The 17,298-nt window shown below is 72.0% G+C and carries 13 protein-coding genes; 12 read left to right on the top strand and 1 reads right to left on the bottom strand.

Annotation, left to right across the window (positions count from 1 at the left end):
* Positions 1–198 precede the first annotated feature (198 nt).
* The 3 genes from ABZ078_RS34420 to ABZ078_RS34410 are packed head-to-tail and all read left to right on the top strand — an operon-like array spanning position 199 to position 3,389.
* Positions 199–1,287 carry a substrate-binding domain-containing protein gene (locus tag ABZ078_RS34420; protein ID WP_356581882.1) on the top strand — a complete coding sequence of 363 codons (1,089 nt, stop codon included), beginning with the start codon at positions 199–201 and terminating at the stop codon, positions 1,285–1,287.
* Between the two features lie 51 nt (positions 1,288–1,338).
* Positions 1,339–2,112, top strand: a complete 774-nt coding sequence (locus ABZ078_RS34415) for an ATP-binding cassette domain-containing protein (RefSeq protein WP_356581880.1) — start codon at positions 1,339–1,341, stop codon at positions 2,110–2,112.
* 5 nt (positions 2,113–2,117) lie between these two features.
* Positions 2,118–3,389, top strand: a complete 1,272-nt coding sequence (locus ABZ078_RS34410) for a sugar ABC transporter permease (RefSeq protein WP_356581878.1) — start codon at positions 2,118–2,120, stop codon at positions 3,387–3,389.
* A 6-nt stretch (positions 3,390–3,395) separates the two neighbouring features.
* On the opposite strand, the gene ABZ078_RS34405 is transcribed toward ABZ078_RS34410, so the two are convergent.
* Complete coding sequence (locus ABZ078_RS34405; protein WP_356581876.1) at positions 3,396–5,090, bottom strand: hypothetical protein; 1,695 nt, start codon at positions 5,088–5,090, stop codon at positions 3,396–3,398.
* A gap of 361 nt (positions 5,091–5,451) precedes the next feature.
* Between ABZ078_RS34405 and ABZ078_RS34400 the strand changes: the two genes are divergently transcribed.
* The 9 genes from ABZ078_RS34400 to tgmB all read left to right on the top strand — a co-directional run bounded on the left by ABZ078_RS34400 (position 5,452) and on the right by tgmB (position 17,293).
* Entirely contained in the window at positions 5,452–7,998 is a 2,547-nt protein-coding gene (locus ABZ078_RS34400; protein ID WP_356581874.1) for a SpoIIE family protein phosphatase, read from the top strand.
* Between the two features lie 199 nt (positions 7,999–8,197).
* The gene (locus ABZ078_RS34395; RefSeq protein ID WP_356581872.1) at positions 8,198–10,975 is read left to right on the top strand and encodes a SpoIIE family protein phosphatase; all 2,778 of its coding nucleotides are present in this window, start codon (positions 8,198–8,200) and stop codon (positions 10,973–10,975) included.
* 26 nt (positions 10,976–11,001) lie between these two features.
* Positions 11,002–11,820: a chitosanase gene (locus tag ABZ078_RS34390; RefSeq protein WP_356581870.1), complete on the top strand. Its 819-nt coding sequence runs from the start codon at positions 11,002–11,004 to the stop codon at positions 11,818–11,820.
* Positions 11,821–11,968: 148 nt separating this feature from the next.
* Positions 11,969–13,333: an FAD-dependent oxidoreductase gene (locus ABZ078_RS34385; RefSeq protein WP_356581868.1), complete on the top strand. Its 1,365-nt coding sequence runs from the start codon at positions 11,969–11,971 to the stop codon at positions 13,331–13,333.
* 181 nt (positions 13,334–13,514) lie between these two features.
* Positions 13,515–14,009 carry a lamin tail domain-containing protein gene (locus ABZ078_RS34380; protein WP_356581866.1) on the top strand — a complete coding sequence of 165 codons (495 nt, stop codon included), beginning with the start codon at positions 13,515–13,517 and terminating at the stop codon, positions 14,007–14,009.
* Positions 14,010–14,227: 218 nt separating this feature from the next.
* On the top strand, positions 14,228–15,412 hold the full coding sequence (locus ABZ078_RS34375) for a hypothetical protein (protein WP_356581864.1): 1,185 nt from the start codon (positions 14,228–14,230) through the stop codon (positions 15,410–15,412).
* Positions 15,413–15,698: 286 nt separating this feature from the next.
* Positions 15,699–16,025 carry a YkvA family protein gene (locus ABZ078_RS34370; protein ID WP_356581862.1) on the top strand — a complete coding sequence of 109 codons (327 nt, stop codon included), beginning with the start codon at positions 15,699–15,701 and terminating at the stop codon, positions 16,023–16,025.
* Between the two features lie 85 nt (positions 16,026–16,110).
* Complete coding sequence (tgmA, locus tag ABZ078_RS34365; protein ID WP_356581860.1) at positions 16,111–16,302, top strand: putative ATP-grasp-modified RiPP; 192 nt, start codon at positions 16,111–16,113, stop codon at positions 16,300–16,302.
* Between the two features lie 16 nt (positions 16,303–16,318).
* Positions 16,319–17,293 carry an ATP-grasp ribosomal peptide maturase gene (gene tgmB / locus ABZ078_RS34360; protein ID WP_356581858.1) on the top strand — a complete coding sequence of 325 codons (975 nt, stop codon included), beginning with the start codon at positions 16,319–16,321 and terminating at the stop codon, positions 17,291–17,293.
* Positions 17,294–17,298 lie beyond the last annotated feature (5 nt).

Below are 17,298 nucleotides of genomic sequence, written 5' to 3'. Positions count from 1 at the left end.
GGGGCGCTCAGCTACCAGCGTCTCATATGCGGACGAAGCGGACAGATCAGCCCGCCCACCGCTGTCGGTCGCGTTCGCAGTTCACCTCGGCCGGTGCCACACTTACGACATAACCGTCTTGCCACTTTTCATCCAGTTGCTTTCCAGGCGGGCGCCCGGCGCCGACATCCAGACCTCGTCCCGTTGGGAGGTCTCGCAATGAAGGCCCGCGTACGGGGGGCGGTCGTCGTGGTGACCGCGGCCGCCACGGCCGCGGTGCTCGCGGCCTGCGGGGACGACGGGACAACGGGCTCGGGCGGGGGAAGCCGGCCGAGGATCGGCGTGCTGCTGCCGGACTCCACCACGGCCCGCTGGGAGACCAATGACAGACCGCTGCTCGACCGACGGATCAGGGAACTGTGCGACGAGTGCACGGTGGAGCACGCCAACGCCAAGAACGAGGTCGCCATCCAGCAGGCGCAGATGAACTCGATGATCGCCGAGGGGGTCGACGCCATCCTGCTCGTGGCCGTCAATTCCAGATCACTGCGCCCCACGGTCGCGAAGGCGGACGAGGCGGGCATTCCCGTGATCGCCTACGACCGTCTCGCCGAGGGCCCGATCTCGGGTTACGCCTCCTTCGACGGCGAGGAGGTGGGCCGGCTCCAGGGCAGGGCGCTGCTGGAGGCCATGGGGGACACGGTGCCCCGTGGTCGCATCGTCATGATGAACGGCGACCCCACCGACCCCAACGCGGTGTCGTTCAAGAGGGGCGCGCTGTCCGTGCTGGAGGGCAAGGTCGAGATCGCCAAGGCGTACGACACCGGCCAGTGGAGACCGGAGATCGCGCACATGAACATGTCCGGCGCCATCTCCGCGCTCGGCGCCGGCACCATCGACGGGGTCTACGCCGCCAACGACGGCCTCGCCGCCGGCAGCATCGCCGCGCTGAAGGCCAACAAGGTCGCTCCGCTGCCTCCCGTCACCGGGCAGGACGCCGAGCTCGGGGCCCTGCGGCGCATCGTGGCCGGCGAGCAGTACATGACCGTGTACAAGCCCTTCGAGCCCGAGGCCGCCGCCGGTGCCGCGATGGTCGTGGCCGCGGCCCGCAACGAGAGCCTCGACCGGGTCGCCGAGGACACGGTGCGCACCGACAGCGGGCACACGGTTCCGGCCGTCCTGCTCACCCCGGTCTCCGTGACCGTGGACACCATCGACGACACGTTGGTGAAGGACGGCGTGCACACCGTCCAGGAGATCTGCACCCCGCAACTCGCCGCCGCCTGCGAGCGGGCCGGGCTCACCTGACGGGCCCGTTCCGCGGCGGGCCGGTCCGGTCATGGGAAGGAGTGGTCGTTCGTGCCGAGTCCCCCCTTGCTGAGGCTGCGCGGCGTGTGCAAGCGCTTCGGTGTCGTCGACGTCCTCACCGACATCGAGCTGGAGATCCGCGCGGGCGAGGTCGTCGCGCTGCTGGGGGACAACGGGGCCGGCAAGTCCACGCTGGTCAAGGTGATCTCCGGGGTCGCCCCGGCGGACAAGGGCCTCATCGAGTGGGAGGGCCGGGCGGTCCACATCAGGCGCCCCCACGACGCCCGGGACCTCGGCATCGCCACCGTCTACCAGGACCTCGCGCTGTGCGGGAACCTCGACGTCGTGGGCAATCTCTTCCTCGGCCGGGAGATCCGCAGCTACGGGTTCCTCGACGAGGTCGAGATGGAGCGGCGCACCGGTCAGCTGCTGGAGCGTCTGACCCGGGGCATCCCCGATCTGCGCGCCCCCGTGGTCTCCCTGTCCAGCGGCCAGCGCCAGACGGTCGCCATCGCCCGCTCCCTCCTCGGCGACCCGCGGATCCTCCTCCTGGACGAACCGACCGCGGCCTTGGGATTCGAGCAGACCACCGAGGTCCTGGACCTCGTGGACCAACTGCGCGACCGGGGCCTCGGGGTGCTGCTCATCAGCCACAACATGGGCGATGTGAAGGCTCTCGCGGACCGGGCCGCCGTGCTGCGGCTCGGCCGCAACAACGGCTTCTTCGACGTGAACACCGCGTCCCAGGAACAGATCATCGCCTCCGTCACCGGCGCCACAGAGAACGTGCCCCGCCGGATGGCACACCGGGAGGCAGGGTGGTGAAAGGGATGCGCAGCAGGGCCGCCAGCACGCGGAACACACCCGCCGAGCCCGCCACCGGGGCCCGTCGGCCACCTCGCGGACCGGCCGTCGCCCAGGTGGTGGAGAGCGGGATCGCCGTCCTGCGGCGCAAGCTGAGCGCCGGCGAACTCGGCTCGCTCCCGGTCGTCCTGGTCCTCGCCGCGGTCTGGATCACCTTCCAGTCCCTCAACGAGAGCTTCCTGTCGCCCCGGAACCTGTCCAACCTCAGCGTGGACATCGTGGGGACGGGGTTGATCGCGGTCGGCATCGTCTTCGTGCTGCTGCTCGGCGAACTGGACCTGTCGGTCGGGTCGATCAGTGGTCTCGCCGCCGCGGTCTTCGCCGTACTGAACGTGAACAACGGCGTGCCGGAATGGCTCGCCCTCATCGTCGCGGTGCTCGCGGGCACGGTGGCGGGAACCGTCCAGGGCTACTCCGTCGCCAAGACCCGGGTGCCGGCCTTCGTCGTCACCCTGGCGGGGCTGCTGACCTGGAACGGCCTGATGCTGTACATCCTCGGGACCAGCGGCACCGTCAACCTCGACGAGAACGGGCTCGTCGCCAAGCTGACGAGCCACTACTTCACCCACGACGCCGCCGCCTACGCGGTCGCGGCCGTCGGCACGGGCCTGGTCTTCCTCGTGTCCTGGCAGGAGAGACGGCGCCGCCACGCCATGGGCATGCGGCACCGCTCACTGCGGGGGATCATCGTGCGCACGGCCGTGCTCGCGGCGGTCTCGTTCACCGCCGCCTACCTGCTGAACCGGTTCCAGGGGCTGCCGCTCGCCCTGCTGATCTTCCTGGTCGTGGTGGCCGGGCTGGACATCGTCCTGCGCCGCACGCACTACGGACGGCAGGTCTACGCGCTCGGCGGCAGCATCGAGGCGGCCCGCCGCGCCAGCCTGAGCGTGACGCGGGTGCAGACCGCGGTGCTCGCCGTCTCCGGCACCATGGCGGCGCTCGGCGGCCTGTTCCTGGCCTCACGCATCACGTCGGTGAGCCAGGGGGCGGGTTCGGGCATCCTGCTGCTCAACGCCATCGCGGCGGCCGTGATCGGGGGCACCAGCCTGTTCGGGGGACGCGGCACGACCTGGTCCGCGGTGCTCGGCATGCTGGTCATCCAGTCGATCGCCTCGGGCATGGTGATCACGGACACCCCCACCGCCGTCCAGTTCATGATCACGGGTGGGGTGCTCTTCGCCGCCGTCGTGATCGACGCACTGTCACGGCGTTCACAGGAGGCGCACGGGCGGGCCTGACGATCCTCAGTCGGCGCAGCAGCCGTCCTCGGCACCGGCACCGGCACCGGCGCCGGCACGGGTGTCGAGTCGGCAGAAGCAGGACGCCTCGATCGGTACGTCCGCCAGCGCGGCGGCGAGGCGGAGCTGCTGGGCCACCATCCGCGCCTCCCCCGTCCTGCCGAGGCGCGTCAGGCACTCGTGCAGGCCGTGCAGCGACCAGACGTTGCCGGGGTGCTGCACGGCGCGCGGCAGGGTGCCGTCCAGGCCCAGGTCGGCGCGGTAGACCGCCTCGGCCTCCTCGACCCGGCCCTGTTCGAGGAGCAGTGCGCCGTAGGCGTGCCGGGTGGGTTGCATCCAGCCCCACGGCTCGTCGTAGGGGAGGTTGTCGTCGAGGTCGATGGAGCGTTCCAGTGCGGCGAAGGCGGCGTCGTGGTCGCCCTTGCGGTACTCCAGCTCGCCGTCGAGCATCGCCGAGGCGATCGCCAGGATGTCGGCGCAGGTGTTGTTGAAGAGCATGCGGGTCTCGGGGACGCGGGCGACGGCCGCGTGGAAGAGGCGGCGTTCCGTCTCCGCCTGCGGGACGCGGTGCGTGGCGGAGAGCGCGACGCCGCGGGCGTAGTGGATCATCGCGGTCGTCACGCAGTACAGGTCGGGGTCGGCGGGCAGCGGCAGGGCCAGGATGTCGTCCCAGCGGCCGAAGCGGATCAGGACGTGGACCCGCATGGCCACGAAGGCCTCGAGCCAGTCGGCCATGGGCGGGCTCGGCACCCGCAGCAGGTCTTCCGGGATGGACGCCTCCAGCTCCGCCGCGGTCCTGAGGGCCACCTCGGACTGGCCGAGGAACATCGCGCCGTAGATCTTGAAGTGGTAGTTGTGCGAGCGGTACAGGGTGTAGAAGTTCATCGCCCCGGCCCGGGCGTGGTACTTCTCGTCGGCCGCGATCGCCGCGGTGTTGTCCGAGACGACCCGCCGGTAGTCGCCGCAGAGCACCTCCAGGTGCGAGGGCATGTGATGCAGGTGGCCGGCGTCGGGCACCAGTCCGCGCAGCCGGTCCGCGACGGGCAGCGCCACCTCGGGTGTCGGGGACATCTCCATCAGGTGGACGTACATGTGCACCACGCCCGCGTGGCCGCGCCCCGCGTCGGTGGCGAGGGCGCGCTCCAGGACTGCCCTCGCCTCCAGGGTGCGCGCGCCCTCGGCCGGTTCGCCGGTCCTGAGGTCCCACAGCTGCCAGGGGGTGAGGTTCATCAGGGCGTCGGCGTACAGGGTGGCGATGTCCGGGTCCTCGGGGGCGAGTTCGTAGACCGCGCGCATGCTGTCGGCGTAGGGGGCGTTCCAGATCGAGCAGTCCTCGACGGCCTCCGCCTGCGGGTAGCGGGCGCGCAGTGCGCCGATCAGCGCCCGTTCGACGGGGGTGGCCTTCGCCGTCTTGTCGTGGGCCAGTTCCACGGCGGCGTGGGTGCGGTCGACGGTCCGGGCCAGGTCCTGGTCGTCGAAGAACTCCCAGGGCTTGTTGTAGTTCGGACCGAGTGCGTAGGCGATGCCCCACTGGGCCATGGCGCAGTCGGGGTCGGCCGCGGCGGCGGCCTCGAAGCAGGCGACGGCTTCCTCGTGGTGGAAGGCGTACGTCCACATCAGCCCGCGGTCGAACCAGAGTTGGGCCTGGGCGGAGGACGTGGTCACGGGGCGGGTGTAGGTGCCGAGGTCGTAGTAGTCCATCGTCTGTCTCCTGCCTGTGCTGCGCCCGCCGGCCTGTTCCCGAGTCTTCCTGAGCGCATCGGGTCTCGCACCGACAACGGGGGCAGCCGCCGCCCGGTTGCGGTTCAGCTGTCTCCGGCGCCGGCGCAGCACGGACGCGGTGTCGCGCAGAGCGACGACGCGGGCCGCGGCGGGGCCCGCGGTCCGAGGAACCCGGCGCGGCGAGCCGGCCGCCGGACGACCGCCCACCCCCGGGCCGCCGCACGGAGGGCCTCGCAGGGCTCCTACACCGCTGGCCAAGCCTCCCCGGGTGCGGGCAAGGGGCGTCGTGGCGCATTCTTGCTGTGTCGCACGCGTGAGGGCGTACGGACGAGGTAGGCCGATGACTGGGAGCGCCGAGGGCGCAGAGCGGACTCCCGGCAGGCTGGCGGCGCTGCTGATCGATGCCTCGGCGGAGGCGATCAGCGCGGCCGGTGGCCACGCCGGAGGGGTCTACCTGCGCTCACGCACGCCCGGGCTGCTGCGTCTGGCGGTGCTGGAAGGGCTGCCCGGGCCGCTGTTCAAGCCCTGGTGGCGGCTGCACGTGGACCGGCCGTTCCCCGTCGCGGACGCCTATCGGCTCGGCGTCGAGGTCGCGCTGCCGAACGCGACGGAGACGATGCGCCGCTATCCGCAGTTCGCGGCCGGTCTGCCGTTCCAGTTCGGGTCGCTGCACATCCCCGTCGTGGGCGGCTCGACCGTCTTCGGTGTCCTGACCGTGCTGCTGCCCCCGGCGGCGGACGCCACGGAACTGCTGCCCGTGCGCGAGCGCGTCGGGCGGCTGGCCGCGGAGCTGGGGGTGGCGCTGGAGAAGGTGCGGGACGGGGACGAGGCGTCGGCGGTGTCCTGGGAGGGCGGGCCCGTGTGTGTCCGGCCCCCGGCCAGCCGCCCGCCCTCGGGGCGTCTCGGCCAGTTCGTCTGGGACCCGGTGACGGGCACCGTGACGACGGACGAGCGGTTGAAGCTCGTGCTGGGTTCTGCGGCGGGAGAGGCCGACGGGACCGTGGAGGAGTTCGCGCGGGCCGTCGCCCCGGGTGACGCGGAGGGAATCCTGGCCGCGCTGCGGGAGGCGGCGGGCGGCCGGCCCCCGGCCCTGCCGCTGTGCGTGCACGCCGCGGACGGTGCGCTGCGCCTGGTCGAGGTCTGGGGGCCGTACGACGACTCGGCCCGCTCCACCGACCCGTCTCTTCCCGGTGGGGTGACGGTACGCGGTGCCGTGCTCGAACCGGGGCCGGGCACGGTGGCGGACTCGGCGGCCGACCTGCTGCCGGAGGGGGTGTTCTGCCTGGACCGGCTGGGGGCGGTCGTCTACGCGAATCCGCGTGCCGCGGCGCTGCTGCGCCGACCGCGCAGCGAACTGCTGGGCCGGACCCTGTGGGAGGGCGTGCCGTGGCTGAACCAGCCCGCCTTCGAGGATCATCTGCGCGGCGCGCTGCTCTCCCCCGACCCGGTGCACTTCCATGTCCGCAGACCGTCCGCGCACGGACGTGAGGCCACCGCCCACTCGCTCGGCGGCGACCTGCTCGCCGTGTCCGTGTATCCCGGCCCGGACCTGCTGACCTGCACACTGCGCCCCGGGCACCGGATGGCGGACAGTCCGTCCGGGCTTCCGGACGCGCACGCCGCGCCGGAGCAGGCCGGCGCGCCCTCGCTCTCCCCCCTGTACCGCCCGATCGTCCTCGCCATCGCGCTGACGGAGGCGGTGACCGCCCGTCAGGTGTCCGCCGTGGTGATGCGGGAGCTGCTGCCCGCGTTCGGCGGCCGTCGCCTCGCCATCTACCTGCTTCAGGAGCGGCATCTGTTCCTGGCCTGGGAGACGGGCTTCCCCAAGGGGTTCCTCGCCCCGTTCGAGGGGGTGGGTCTGGACGCGCGGCTGCCCGGTGTGGAGACGCTGACCACCGGGCGTCCGCTGTTCTTCGACTCGATGCAGCAACTCGCCGACGCCTATCCGGGTATCCCGCTGGACGCCACGGAGGGCGCCCGCGCCTTCCTGCCGCTGATCGCCTCCGGGCGGCCCGTCGGATCCTGCATCCTCGGATTCGACCGGCCGCGCAGCTTCAGCACCGAGGAACGCACGGTGCTCACCGCCATGGCGGGGCTGATCGCGCACGCCATGGAGAAGGCGCGGCGCTACGAGAGCGAGGCCGCGCTGGCCCGTGGACTGCAGCAGGTGCTGCTGCCCCGGCGGCTGCCGCAGCACCCGCTGATCGAGACCGCGGGGCGGTATCTGCCCGGCACCCAGGGCATGGAGGTGGGCGGGGACTGGTACGACGTCGTCGCCGCCGGGGACGGTCTGGCCCTGGTCATCGGTGATGTGCAGGGGCACGGTGTGCAGGCGGCGGCCATCATGGGTCAACTGCGCAGCTCCGTCAGGGCCTTCGCCCTCGGCGACCGGCCGCCCGACGAGGTCATGAGCGGCACCAATCGCCTCCTCATCGACCTCGACTCCGGTCTGTTCGCGAGCTGCTGCTACATCCGGCTCGACCCGGCGACCGGCGTGGCTCAGGCGGCCGTGGCCGGGCACCTGCCGCCCCTTCTGCGCCGCCCGGACGGCCGTACGCAGGTTGTCGACCTGCCCGGCGATGTCGTGCTCGGCGTGGACCCGCAGGCCGAATATCCGGTGGCGGAGCTGCGGATGGAGCCCGGTGCCGTGCTGGCGCTGTACACGGACGGTTTGGTCGAGCGGCCCGGTGTCGACATCGACGACGGCATCAGCGCGCTTCGGGTGGCGCTGTCCCGGGCCGGTGCCCCGGCCTCCCGCGCGGGGGCCCGCTCGCTGGCGGGCGTGGCCGACCGGCTCACCGCGAAGGCCCGGCACACGGCGGACCGCCCCGACGACATCGCGCTGCTGCTCGCCACCCGGCGGGCCACGCCCCCGCGTCGGAGGTGAGGGCGCCCGCCTGTGCGGCCCGGTCGTGCGGTGACCGTGCCCGGTGGGTGCCGCCACCGTCGTAAACCTGTTGCGCGGACGGGAATTGCCCGGACGGGTCGGCCGCGGCATGTGATCGTCCTGTGGGTGAGGGAGCGGGTCCTGTCACGGTCTGTGACGTCTCTCGCCTCCAGGGGCCCGGCAGTGTAGACATGGGCACATGGTCCGACTATGGGGTCGATCCGGGGCCCGGTCGGCCCGTCGTCCCGGCGGTCTGCGCGCCCGGCGTGCGCCCGACCGCGTCCTCGGAGTGCCCGAACGGGCGATGCCGTCCGGTGTGCTCGCCGAGCGACGCCGCACGGGCCGGCTCTCCGCGGTGCGGTCGGCTCTGGGCGGGCGCAGCGTCGCGGGGCAGGTGTTCCTGCTCCAGGTGGTGATCGTGCTCCTGCTGGTCGTGGCCGCGGTGGTGGCGCTCGTCCTCCAGGTGCGGTACGACACCACGCAGGAGGCCCGCAACCGTTCGGTGGCGGTCGCCGAGGCGTTCGCGAACGCGCCCGGCACCCGGGAGGCGCTGGACAGCCCGGATCCGAGCGCGGTGCTGCAACCTCGGGCCGAGGCGGCGCGCGAGGCGACCGGGGTGGACTTCCTCGTCGTCATGAACACCGACGGCATCCGCTACTCCCATCCCAAGCCGGACCGGATCGGGAAGAGGTTCGTCGGGACCATCGGGCCCGCGCTGGACGGGCGTGTCGTGACCGAGGAGATCACCGGCACGATCGGGCCGCTGGTGCAGGCGGTGGTGCCCATCAAGGCGCCCGACGGGAAGGTCGTCGGGCTGGTGTCGGCCGGCGTCACGAAGGCGACCGTGGGCGGCACCGCGAACCGGCAGCTCCCACTCCTGCTGAGCGCCGCGGCGGCGGCGCTCGCCCTGGCCACGGGCGGCACGGCCCTGGTCAGCAGGCGCCTGCTGCGGCAGACCCACGGCCTCGGCCCGGACGAGATGACCCGGATGTACGAGCACCACGACGCCGTCCTGCACGCCGTCCGGGAGGGCGTGATCATCGTCGGCGACGAGCGGCGGCTGCTGCTCGCCAACGACGAGGCGCACCGTCTGCTCGACCTGCCCGTGGACGCCGAGGGACGCCGGGTGCTCGACCTCGGCCTCGACCCCGCCACCGCCGAACTGCTGGACTCCGGCCGGACGGCCACGGACGAGGTGCACCTGGTCAAGGACCGGCTGCTGGCGGTCAACCAGCGCCCCACCCATCTGCGGGGCCGGATGGCCGGCAGCGTCGCCACCCTCCGCGACTCGACGGAGCTGCGGGCCCTGTCCGGCCGGGCCGAGGAGGCCCGCGAACGCCTGAACATGCTGTACGACGCCGGTGTGGGCATCGGCACCAGCCTGGACGTCACCCGTACCGCGGAGGAACTGGCGGAGCTCGCGGTGCCCCGGTTCGCGGACTACGCCACCGTCGACCTGTTCGACGCCGTCCTGGCGGGCGGGCAGCCGGAGGCGGTGACCCGGCTGCGGCGCACGGCGTGCAGCGGGATCCGCAAGGACGCGCCGCTGTATCCGGTGGGCGAGCAGATCCGGTTCGTCGACTCCTCCCCGCAGTCCCGCGCGCTGCGCGTCGGGCAGGCCGTCATCGAGCCGCGGCTGGCCGAGGCGCCGGGTTGGCAGGCCCAGGACCTGGAACGGTCGGCGCAGATCCTGCAGTTCGGCATCCACTCGCTGATCGCCGTGCCGCTCAGGGCGGGGTCCCTGGTGCTGGGCGTGGTCAGTTTCTGGCGGGCGCAGAAGGCCGAGCCGTTCGAGGCCGACGAGGTCGCGCTCGCCGAGGAACTGGTGGCGCGGGCCGCGGTGTCCATCGACAACGCCCGCCGGTACACCCGCGAGCACAGCATGGCGGTGGCCCTGCAGCGCAGCCTGCTGCCCCGCAGCCTGCCCGAGCAGAATGCCCTGGACATCGCCTACCGGTATCTGCCGGCGCAGGCCGGTGTGGGCGGCGACTGGTTCGACGTGCTCCCCCTGTCCGGTGCCCGGGTCGCGCTGGTGGTCGGGGACGTGGTCGGGCACGGGCTGCACGCGGCGGCCACGATGGGCCGGCTGCGTACGGCCGTGCACAACTTCTCCGCCCTGGACCTGCCGCCGGACGAGTTGCTCGCGCTCCTGGACGAGCTGGTGGCCCGCATCGACCAGGACGAGGCCGAGGCCGGCGAGAGCGCTCCGGTGACGGGCGCGACCTGTCTGTACGCGGTGTACGACCCGGTTGCGCAGCGGTGCACGATCGCCCGCGCCGGCCATCCGCCGCCGGCCCTGATCGGGCCGGACGGGACCGTGGACTTCCCGGACGTGCCCGCCGGTCCCCCGCTGGGCCTGGGCGGGCTGCCGTTCGAGACGGCCGAGCTGGAGCTGGCGGAGGACAGCCGGCTCGTGCTCTACACGGACGGGCTCGTGGAGGACCGGACCCGGGACATCGACGAGGGCCTCGAACTGCTGCGCGCCGCTCTGGTCCGGGCCGGCCGGTCACCGGAGGAGACCTGCCAGGCCGTGCTGGAGGCCCGGCCGCCGACCCGGTCGAGCGACGACATCGCGCTGATCGTGGCGCGCACGCGGGCGCTCGGGCCCGACCTGGTCGCGGAGTGGGAGGTGCCGTCCGACCCGGCGGCCGTCGGCCAGGTGCGTTCCGCCGTGACGCGGGCGCTTCAGGGGTGGGATCTGGAGGAACTGTCGTTCACCACGGAGCTGATCCTGAGCGAGCTGGTCACCAACGCGATCCGCTACGGCGGTGACCCCATCCGCGTGCGCATGCTGCGCGACCGCAGTCTGATCTGCGAGGTCTTCGACAGCAGCAGCACCTCACCGCATCTGCGGTACGCGACCATGACGGACGAGGGCGGGCGCGGCCTGTTCCTGGTCGCGCAGCTCGCCGAACGCTGGGGGACGCGCTATCTGCCGGCGGGCAAGGTGATCTGGGCGGAGCAGCCCCTGCCGTAGCAGGCGCCCCCTCATTTGGAGCCGCCGTGAAGCACCCCCCGCACACGTCGCGCCGCACTCTGCTCGCCCTGATCGGCGTGTCCCTGGCGTCGGTCCCACTCGCCGACCCCCCGCGCGCCGTCGCGGCCCGCGCCGCCGCAGGTCTCGACGACGCGGCGAAGAAGGAGATCGCCATGCAGCTGGTGTCGAGCGCGGAGAACTCCTCGCTCGACTGGAAGGCGCAGTACAAGTACATCGAGGACATCGGCGACGGCCGCGGCTACACCGCCGGGACCATCGGCTTCTGCTCCGGCACGGGCGACATGCTCGACCTCGTCGAGCTGTACGCCGACCGCCGCCCCGGCAACGTCCTCGCCCCGTACCTGCCGGCGCTGCGCCGGGTGAACGGGACCGACTCGCACGACGGGCTCGACCCGCACTTCCCGCGCGACTGGCGCCGGGCCGCCGAGGACCAGGCGTTCCGGCGGGCGCAGGACGACGAGCGCGACCGCGTGTACTTCGGTCCGGCCGTGCGGCAGGGCAAGACGGACGGACTGCGGGTGCTCGGCCAGTTCGCGTACTACGACGCCATCGTCATGCACGGCGACGGCGACGACCACACCAGCTTCCGCGCCATCCGAAGGCGTGCCCTGAACCGGGCCCGGCCGCCGGCGCAGGGCGGTGACGAGGTCACCTACCTGCACGCCTTCCTGGACGCACGGGTATGGGCCATGAAGCAGGAGGAGGCCCATAGCGACACCAGCCGGGTCGACACCGCCCAGCGGGTCTTCCTGCGCAAGGGCAACCTCGACCTCGATCCGCCGCTCGACTGGAAGGTGTACGGGGACAGTTACCACATCGACTGAAGCGGCGTCCGGCGCCCCGCACGAGCGGGGCGCCACCTCATAAAGCAGCCTTATGAGCTCATAGACCGGACCCGCGTACCGACTTAGGCTTGCCTTAGTTTAGGCTTCCCGTCGAGTCGATCCATCACCGCTCGAAGGGAACCTGACCATGCCCCGCCCCCTGCGGGTAGCCATCGTCGGAGCCGGCCCCGCCGGGATCTACGCCGCCGACGCCCTGCTCAAGTCCGACGTGGCCGCCGAGCCCGGCGTGTCCATCGACCTCTTCGAGCGCATGCCGGCGCCGTTCGGGCTGATCCGTTACGGCGTCGCCCCCGACCACCCCCGCATCAAGGGCATCATCACGGCCCTCCACCAGGTGCTCGACAAGCCGCAGATCCGTCTCTTCGGCAACGTCGACTACCCGAACGACATCAGCCTGGACGACCTGCGCGCGTTCTACGACGCCGTGATCTTCTCGACGGGCGCGATGGCCGACCGCGATCTGCGCATACCGGGCATCGACCTCGACGGCTCGTACGGCGCCGCGGACTTCGTCTCCTGGTACGACGGCCACCCGGACGTGCCGCGCACCTGGCCCCTGGAGGCCGAGAAGGTCGCGGTGCTCGGTGTCGGCAACGTCGCCCTCGACGTGGCCCGCATCCTCGCCAAGACGGCGGACGAGCTGCTGCCGACGGAGATCCCGCCGAACGTCCACGACGGCCTGAAGGCCAACAAGGCCGTGGAGATCCACGTGTTCGGCCGCCGCGGCCCGGCGCAGGCCAAGTTCAGCCCGATGGAGCTGCGCGAGCTGGACCACTCCCCCACCATCGAGGTCATCGTCGACCCCGAGGACATCGACTACGACGAGGGCTCGATCGAGACCCGGCGCGGCAACAAGCAGGCCGACATGGTCGCCAAGACCCTGGAGAACTGGGCGATCCGCGATGTCGGCGACCGGCCGCACAAGCTGTTCCTGCACTTCTTCGAGTCGCCCTCGGAGATCCTCGGCGAGGACGGCAAGGTCGTCGGCCTGCGCACCGAGCGCACCGCCCTGGACGGCACCGGCAACGTCAAGGGCACCGGCGAGTTCAAGGACTGGGACGTCACCGCGGTCTACCGCGCCGTCGGCTACCTCTCCGACAAACTCCCCAAGCTGCCCTGGGACATCGAGTCCGGCACGGTCCCGGACGAGGGCGGCCGGGTCGTCCAGGAGAGCGGCGAGCACCTCCAGTCGACGTACGTCACCGGCTGGATCCGGCGCGGCCCGGTGGGTCTGATCGGCCACACCAAGGGCGACGCCAACGAGACGGTGGCGAACCTGCTGGACGACTTCGCGAACGGCCGTCTGCAGACGCCCGCTTCGCCCGAGCCGCAGGCCGTGGAGGCGTTCCTCGCCGAGCGCGAGATCCGGTTCACCACCTGGGAGGGCTGGTACAAGCTGGACGCCGCCGAGAAGGCGCTGGGCGAGCCGCAGGGCCGTGAGCGCGTGAAGATCGTCGAGCGTGAGGACATGCTCCGGGAGAGCGGCGCGTAGGACTTGGACGCGGACCGGGAGGGCCGGGGGTTCGTCCCCTCGGCCCTCCCGGCTTTTTCGTGCCCCGATGCTCGGCCGTGGTGCGCCCGTCCCACATTTCGGTGAAGTCGGTACGGCACCGGCTCCTGGCGCATACACTCCTGATCTTCACAGAAGCTCCATACAGGGGGGATGTTTCTCCATGCGTATACGCATAGCCGCCACCACCGCCGTCGCGGCCGGCACGCTGGCCGCGCTGTCCGCCGTACCGGCCCAGGCCACCGAGTACTCGTCCGCGTTGAAGATCCGCGGCATCCAGTACGACGCTCCCGGCCGCGACTCCAACAACTGCTCCACCGGCAACACCGACGAGGAGTACCTGACGATCAAGAACTACTCGTCCGGTACCACGGTCAACCTCAAGGGCTACGTCGTGAAGGACAAGGCCGGCAACCGCTTCGCCTTCACCGCCAACCACTACCTGCAGCCCGGTGACCACGTGAAACTCCGGGGCGGCAACGGCACCGACTCCGACGCGAGCAACGTCGCCTACCGCGACAACTGCAACTTCATGTGGAACAACGACAAGGACTCGATCTACCTGTACAAGCCCTCGGGCGCCGGGGCCGATTCGCACTCCTACACCAAGAGCGGATCCGACCCGGACGGCAACGGGTACATCACCTACCACAGCTGAGCCGGCACCGCGCCATGAGCAGGACCCGCCCCAATGCGGATGGCGGGCGGGTCCTGCTCACCGAGTCATTGTCATGACGGGACCTGGTGCGGGCCACGAGTGAGCGGCGGTCGACCTGTGCGCGTCGCGCACACCCCGTGTGCGGACCCCGCCTGATCGACGCCCACCCGCGGCGACGATACTGGTACGGCCACGTGCCCCCGCCCACAGATGGACCCATGCCCAGCTCCTCCAGCGCCCGCCCCACAGCCCCGCCCACGGTGTGGTCGGCCCGTGGCCGCCACCTCGGACCTGCCGCGCAGGACGTGCTCCGGCTCAGTCTGCGGCAGCTCAAGGACAGCGAGGTCATCGACGACTTCCTGGAGGTGCCCGAGACCGCGGGCGCCCAGGAGTGGATCTTCGAGGCCCGATGGCGGGTCGCCGAGACGGTGACCGTGCGCGCCCGGCTGACCGTCGAGCACGACTCCGGCGAAGGGCAGGAGTGGGTGCTGGTCGCGGAGGCGGAGGCCCCGTGGGACCCGCGGTGGCCGTCACCGGCCACCATGTTCTGGCCGCGGGAGCCGGACGCGACCTGGGACCACGATGCCGTCACGGGCCTGCGCCTGACGGACATCAACCCCCTGCCCGCGGACGACAAGGCCGTACGGCGCGTGCTGCGGGACGCCGCGCGTGACGGCTGGAGCGTCCATGTCGTCGTCCACGAGGCCATGACCACGGACCAGCGTGGCCGGGTGCCACTGGCCGGGATGCTGCCGCCGAGCCTGCGGCACCGGGTGGTCGAGCACCGGGCCGCGCCGAGCCAGCTGCGCGTCGTGAACTGGGCCCTGCGCGACTTCGACGTGGAGGTGCCGCGCGGCGGCGCGGTGGTGCTGCCCGGAACCGCGGCGAGGTCCGCCTACGACGCCGACGACTTCGCCGTACGCAGCGTCTTTCTCGACGGCTCGGAGCCGGCCGAGCTCATCCACGCCGTGACGCGCTTCGCCGCGCTGCCGCGGCCGTTGCCCGACGGGGGCGAGGAGGCCGTCACCGCCCTGCGCGAGGACTGGCGGCTGCTGACGCTCGAGGAGGAACTCGCCCGCGAGCGCAAGCTGGTGGCGATGTACGCCGACGCGCTCGAGGCGATGACGAAGTCCCGCGACCTGTACCGGGAGGCCGCCGAGCAGGCCCACGCCGCGCTGGCCGCCTACCGGGAGGCCGCCGACACCGTACCCGCGGCGCGGCCCGAGCCGCCCGCCGACCCGGCGCCGTCCCCGCTCCAGCACCTGACCCGGACCTTCGAGCGCCTGAAGGGCACCGCCCGGGCTCGCAGGAGCGCCTCCGGCGAAAACGCGGCACAGGAGGGCGAGCCCGCCGGGGGGCGGCCCGAGACCGTCGAGGAGCGGCCGCAGACGTCGGACCGCTGACGAAAGCGGGAGGGGCACGGAACCGGCCCGCCGACCGCTCGGCCGGGATGCGTACGGCGGCTGCGCAGGACTCGTCGGTGGCGTGTACCGCGTCGAGCGGTTTCCCTTCGGCGCGCGCAGGCGCGGTCCGCACGCCTGCCCAGGCAGGTGGCCGGGCCGATCGCGCGTCTTTCGTCCTGACGGGTGATGGGGTGCGCCGGGTGACCGCTGTCATGCAATGCGCACGCCAAAGGGGGGAATCCGACCAGCAGTGCGCGTGGGGCGCACCCCGGCAGGAGGAGGCTCCATGGAGTCGACCACCACTGTGATCGTCGTCGTGGCCCTCGCGGCCGCCTTGCTCGCCGTGGCCGTCGGCGTGCTGGTGCGGCTCGTGCGGACGCGGCGCCGACTGCGACGTGCCGGGCTGCCCACCGGGCCGCGGTGGGTGTTCTGGGGCGCCCTGCTGTACTTCGTGCTGCCGACCGATCTGGTGCCCGACCCGGTGTATCTGGACGACATCGGCGTGCTCCTGCTGGCACTGCGTACCCTGCGCCGCTCTCCCGAGACCGGGCGGTCGGCCCCGTTGGTCACAGAAAGTAAGGAAACCAATCACTCGTTCGATTCGTATAAGTAAGTGGAACCCAAAGGGCGTCGACGACCCCGGTGACGCCGCTGGGTGACCGAAGCTCGATCGGAGCACCACCTGTGAGGGAGAGACGATGCAACCGTTCGCGCTCAACTATGCACGTCCGGCAGCGGAGTTGGAGGTCACCGCTCCGTACGTGTACGACTCCGGTCTGCAGTTGAACGTGCTCCGAGACGGGCGGATAGCCGCCTGTGACCGCGCTTTGATGCGGGAGTTGGGGACCACCACGTCCACGGCGGGCTCGAAGACACACTTCGACGACTGAACACAGGTCGGCGACGATGACGGTGTTGATTCTGACCAGCGAAGAGGACGTGACGGCGGACATGGTGGTCGTCCACCTGAACGCGTCCGGCGTCCCGGTGGTCCGGCTCGACCCCGCCGACCTGACCGGTGGGGTCGCCCTGTCGGGCGAGTATGCGCACGGTGCCTTCCGTGGCCATCTGTCGGCCGCGGGACGCCTGGTGAGCATCGGCGGGCTGCGGTCGGTCTGGATACGCAGGCCCGGCACGCCGGCGGCCCGGGCGGCCGCGCCCTCCGTATGGCTGGCGGAGGAGGCCGGGCAGGCGCTCTACGGCATGCTGCGGGGCTGTGACGCCCGCTGGATGAACCATCCCGACGCGGCCCGTCGAGCCCGGTACAAGCCCTGGCAGTTGCGGTTGGCCCAGCGCTGCGGTCTGCCGGTGCCGGCCACGCTGATCACGACGTTCCCGCAGGCGGCCCGCGAGTTCGCGGAGCGGTATCCGGACCTGGTGGTCAAGCCGGTGTCCGGGACCCATCCGCAGGATCCGCCGCGGGCGGTGCCCACCAGCCGGGTGGCCCCGGACACGGACTTCTCCGCCGTCGCCTTCGGTCCCACCCTGCTGCAACGGCGGGTCACCAAGCGGGCCGACATCCGTCTCACCGTGGTGGGCGACCGACTGCTGGCCGCGCGCAAGCCGGCCGACGCCGACGGCGAGGTGGACGTCCGGTTCGCGAAGTCCGAGGCGCCCTGGCGTCCCGTCGAGGTCGCCCCGCGCGTCGCCGAGGCCGTGCGCGCCTACCTGCGGGACGCCGAACTCGCCTACGGCGCCTTCGACTTCGTGGAGGACGCCGACGGGACGTGGTGGTTCCTGGAGTGCAACCAGTCGGGGCAGTTCGGGTTCGTCGAGGTGGACACGGGCCAGCCCATCGCCCAGGCCATCGCCGAGTGGCTCGCCCGTCCCGCCGTCGAGAGGCAGTCGCGGGTCGACGGGGCGGGCGCGAAGGTGTGCTGACCCGG

This window comes from Streptomyces sp. NPDC006385, from assembly GCF_040612485.1.
Lineage (GTDB): Bacteria > Actinomycetota > Actinomycetes > Streptomycetales > Streptomycetaceae > Streptomyces.
The sequence above is the reverse complement of the archived record's forward strand: the minus strand, read 5'-3'. Positions and strand labels throughout refer to the sequence as shown.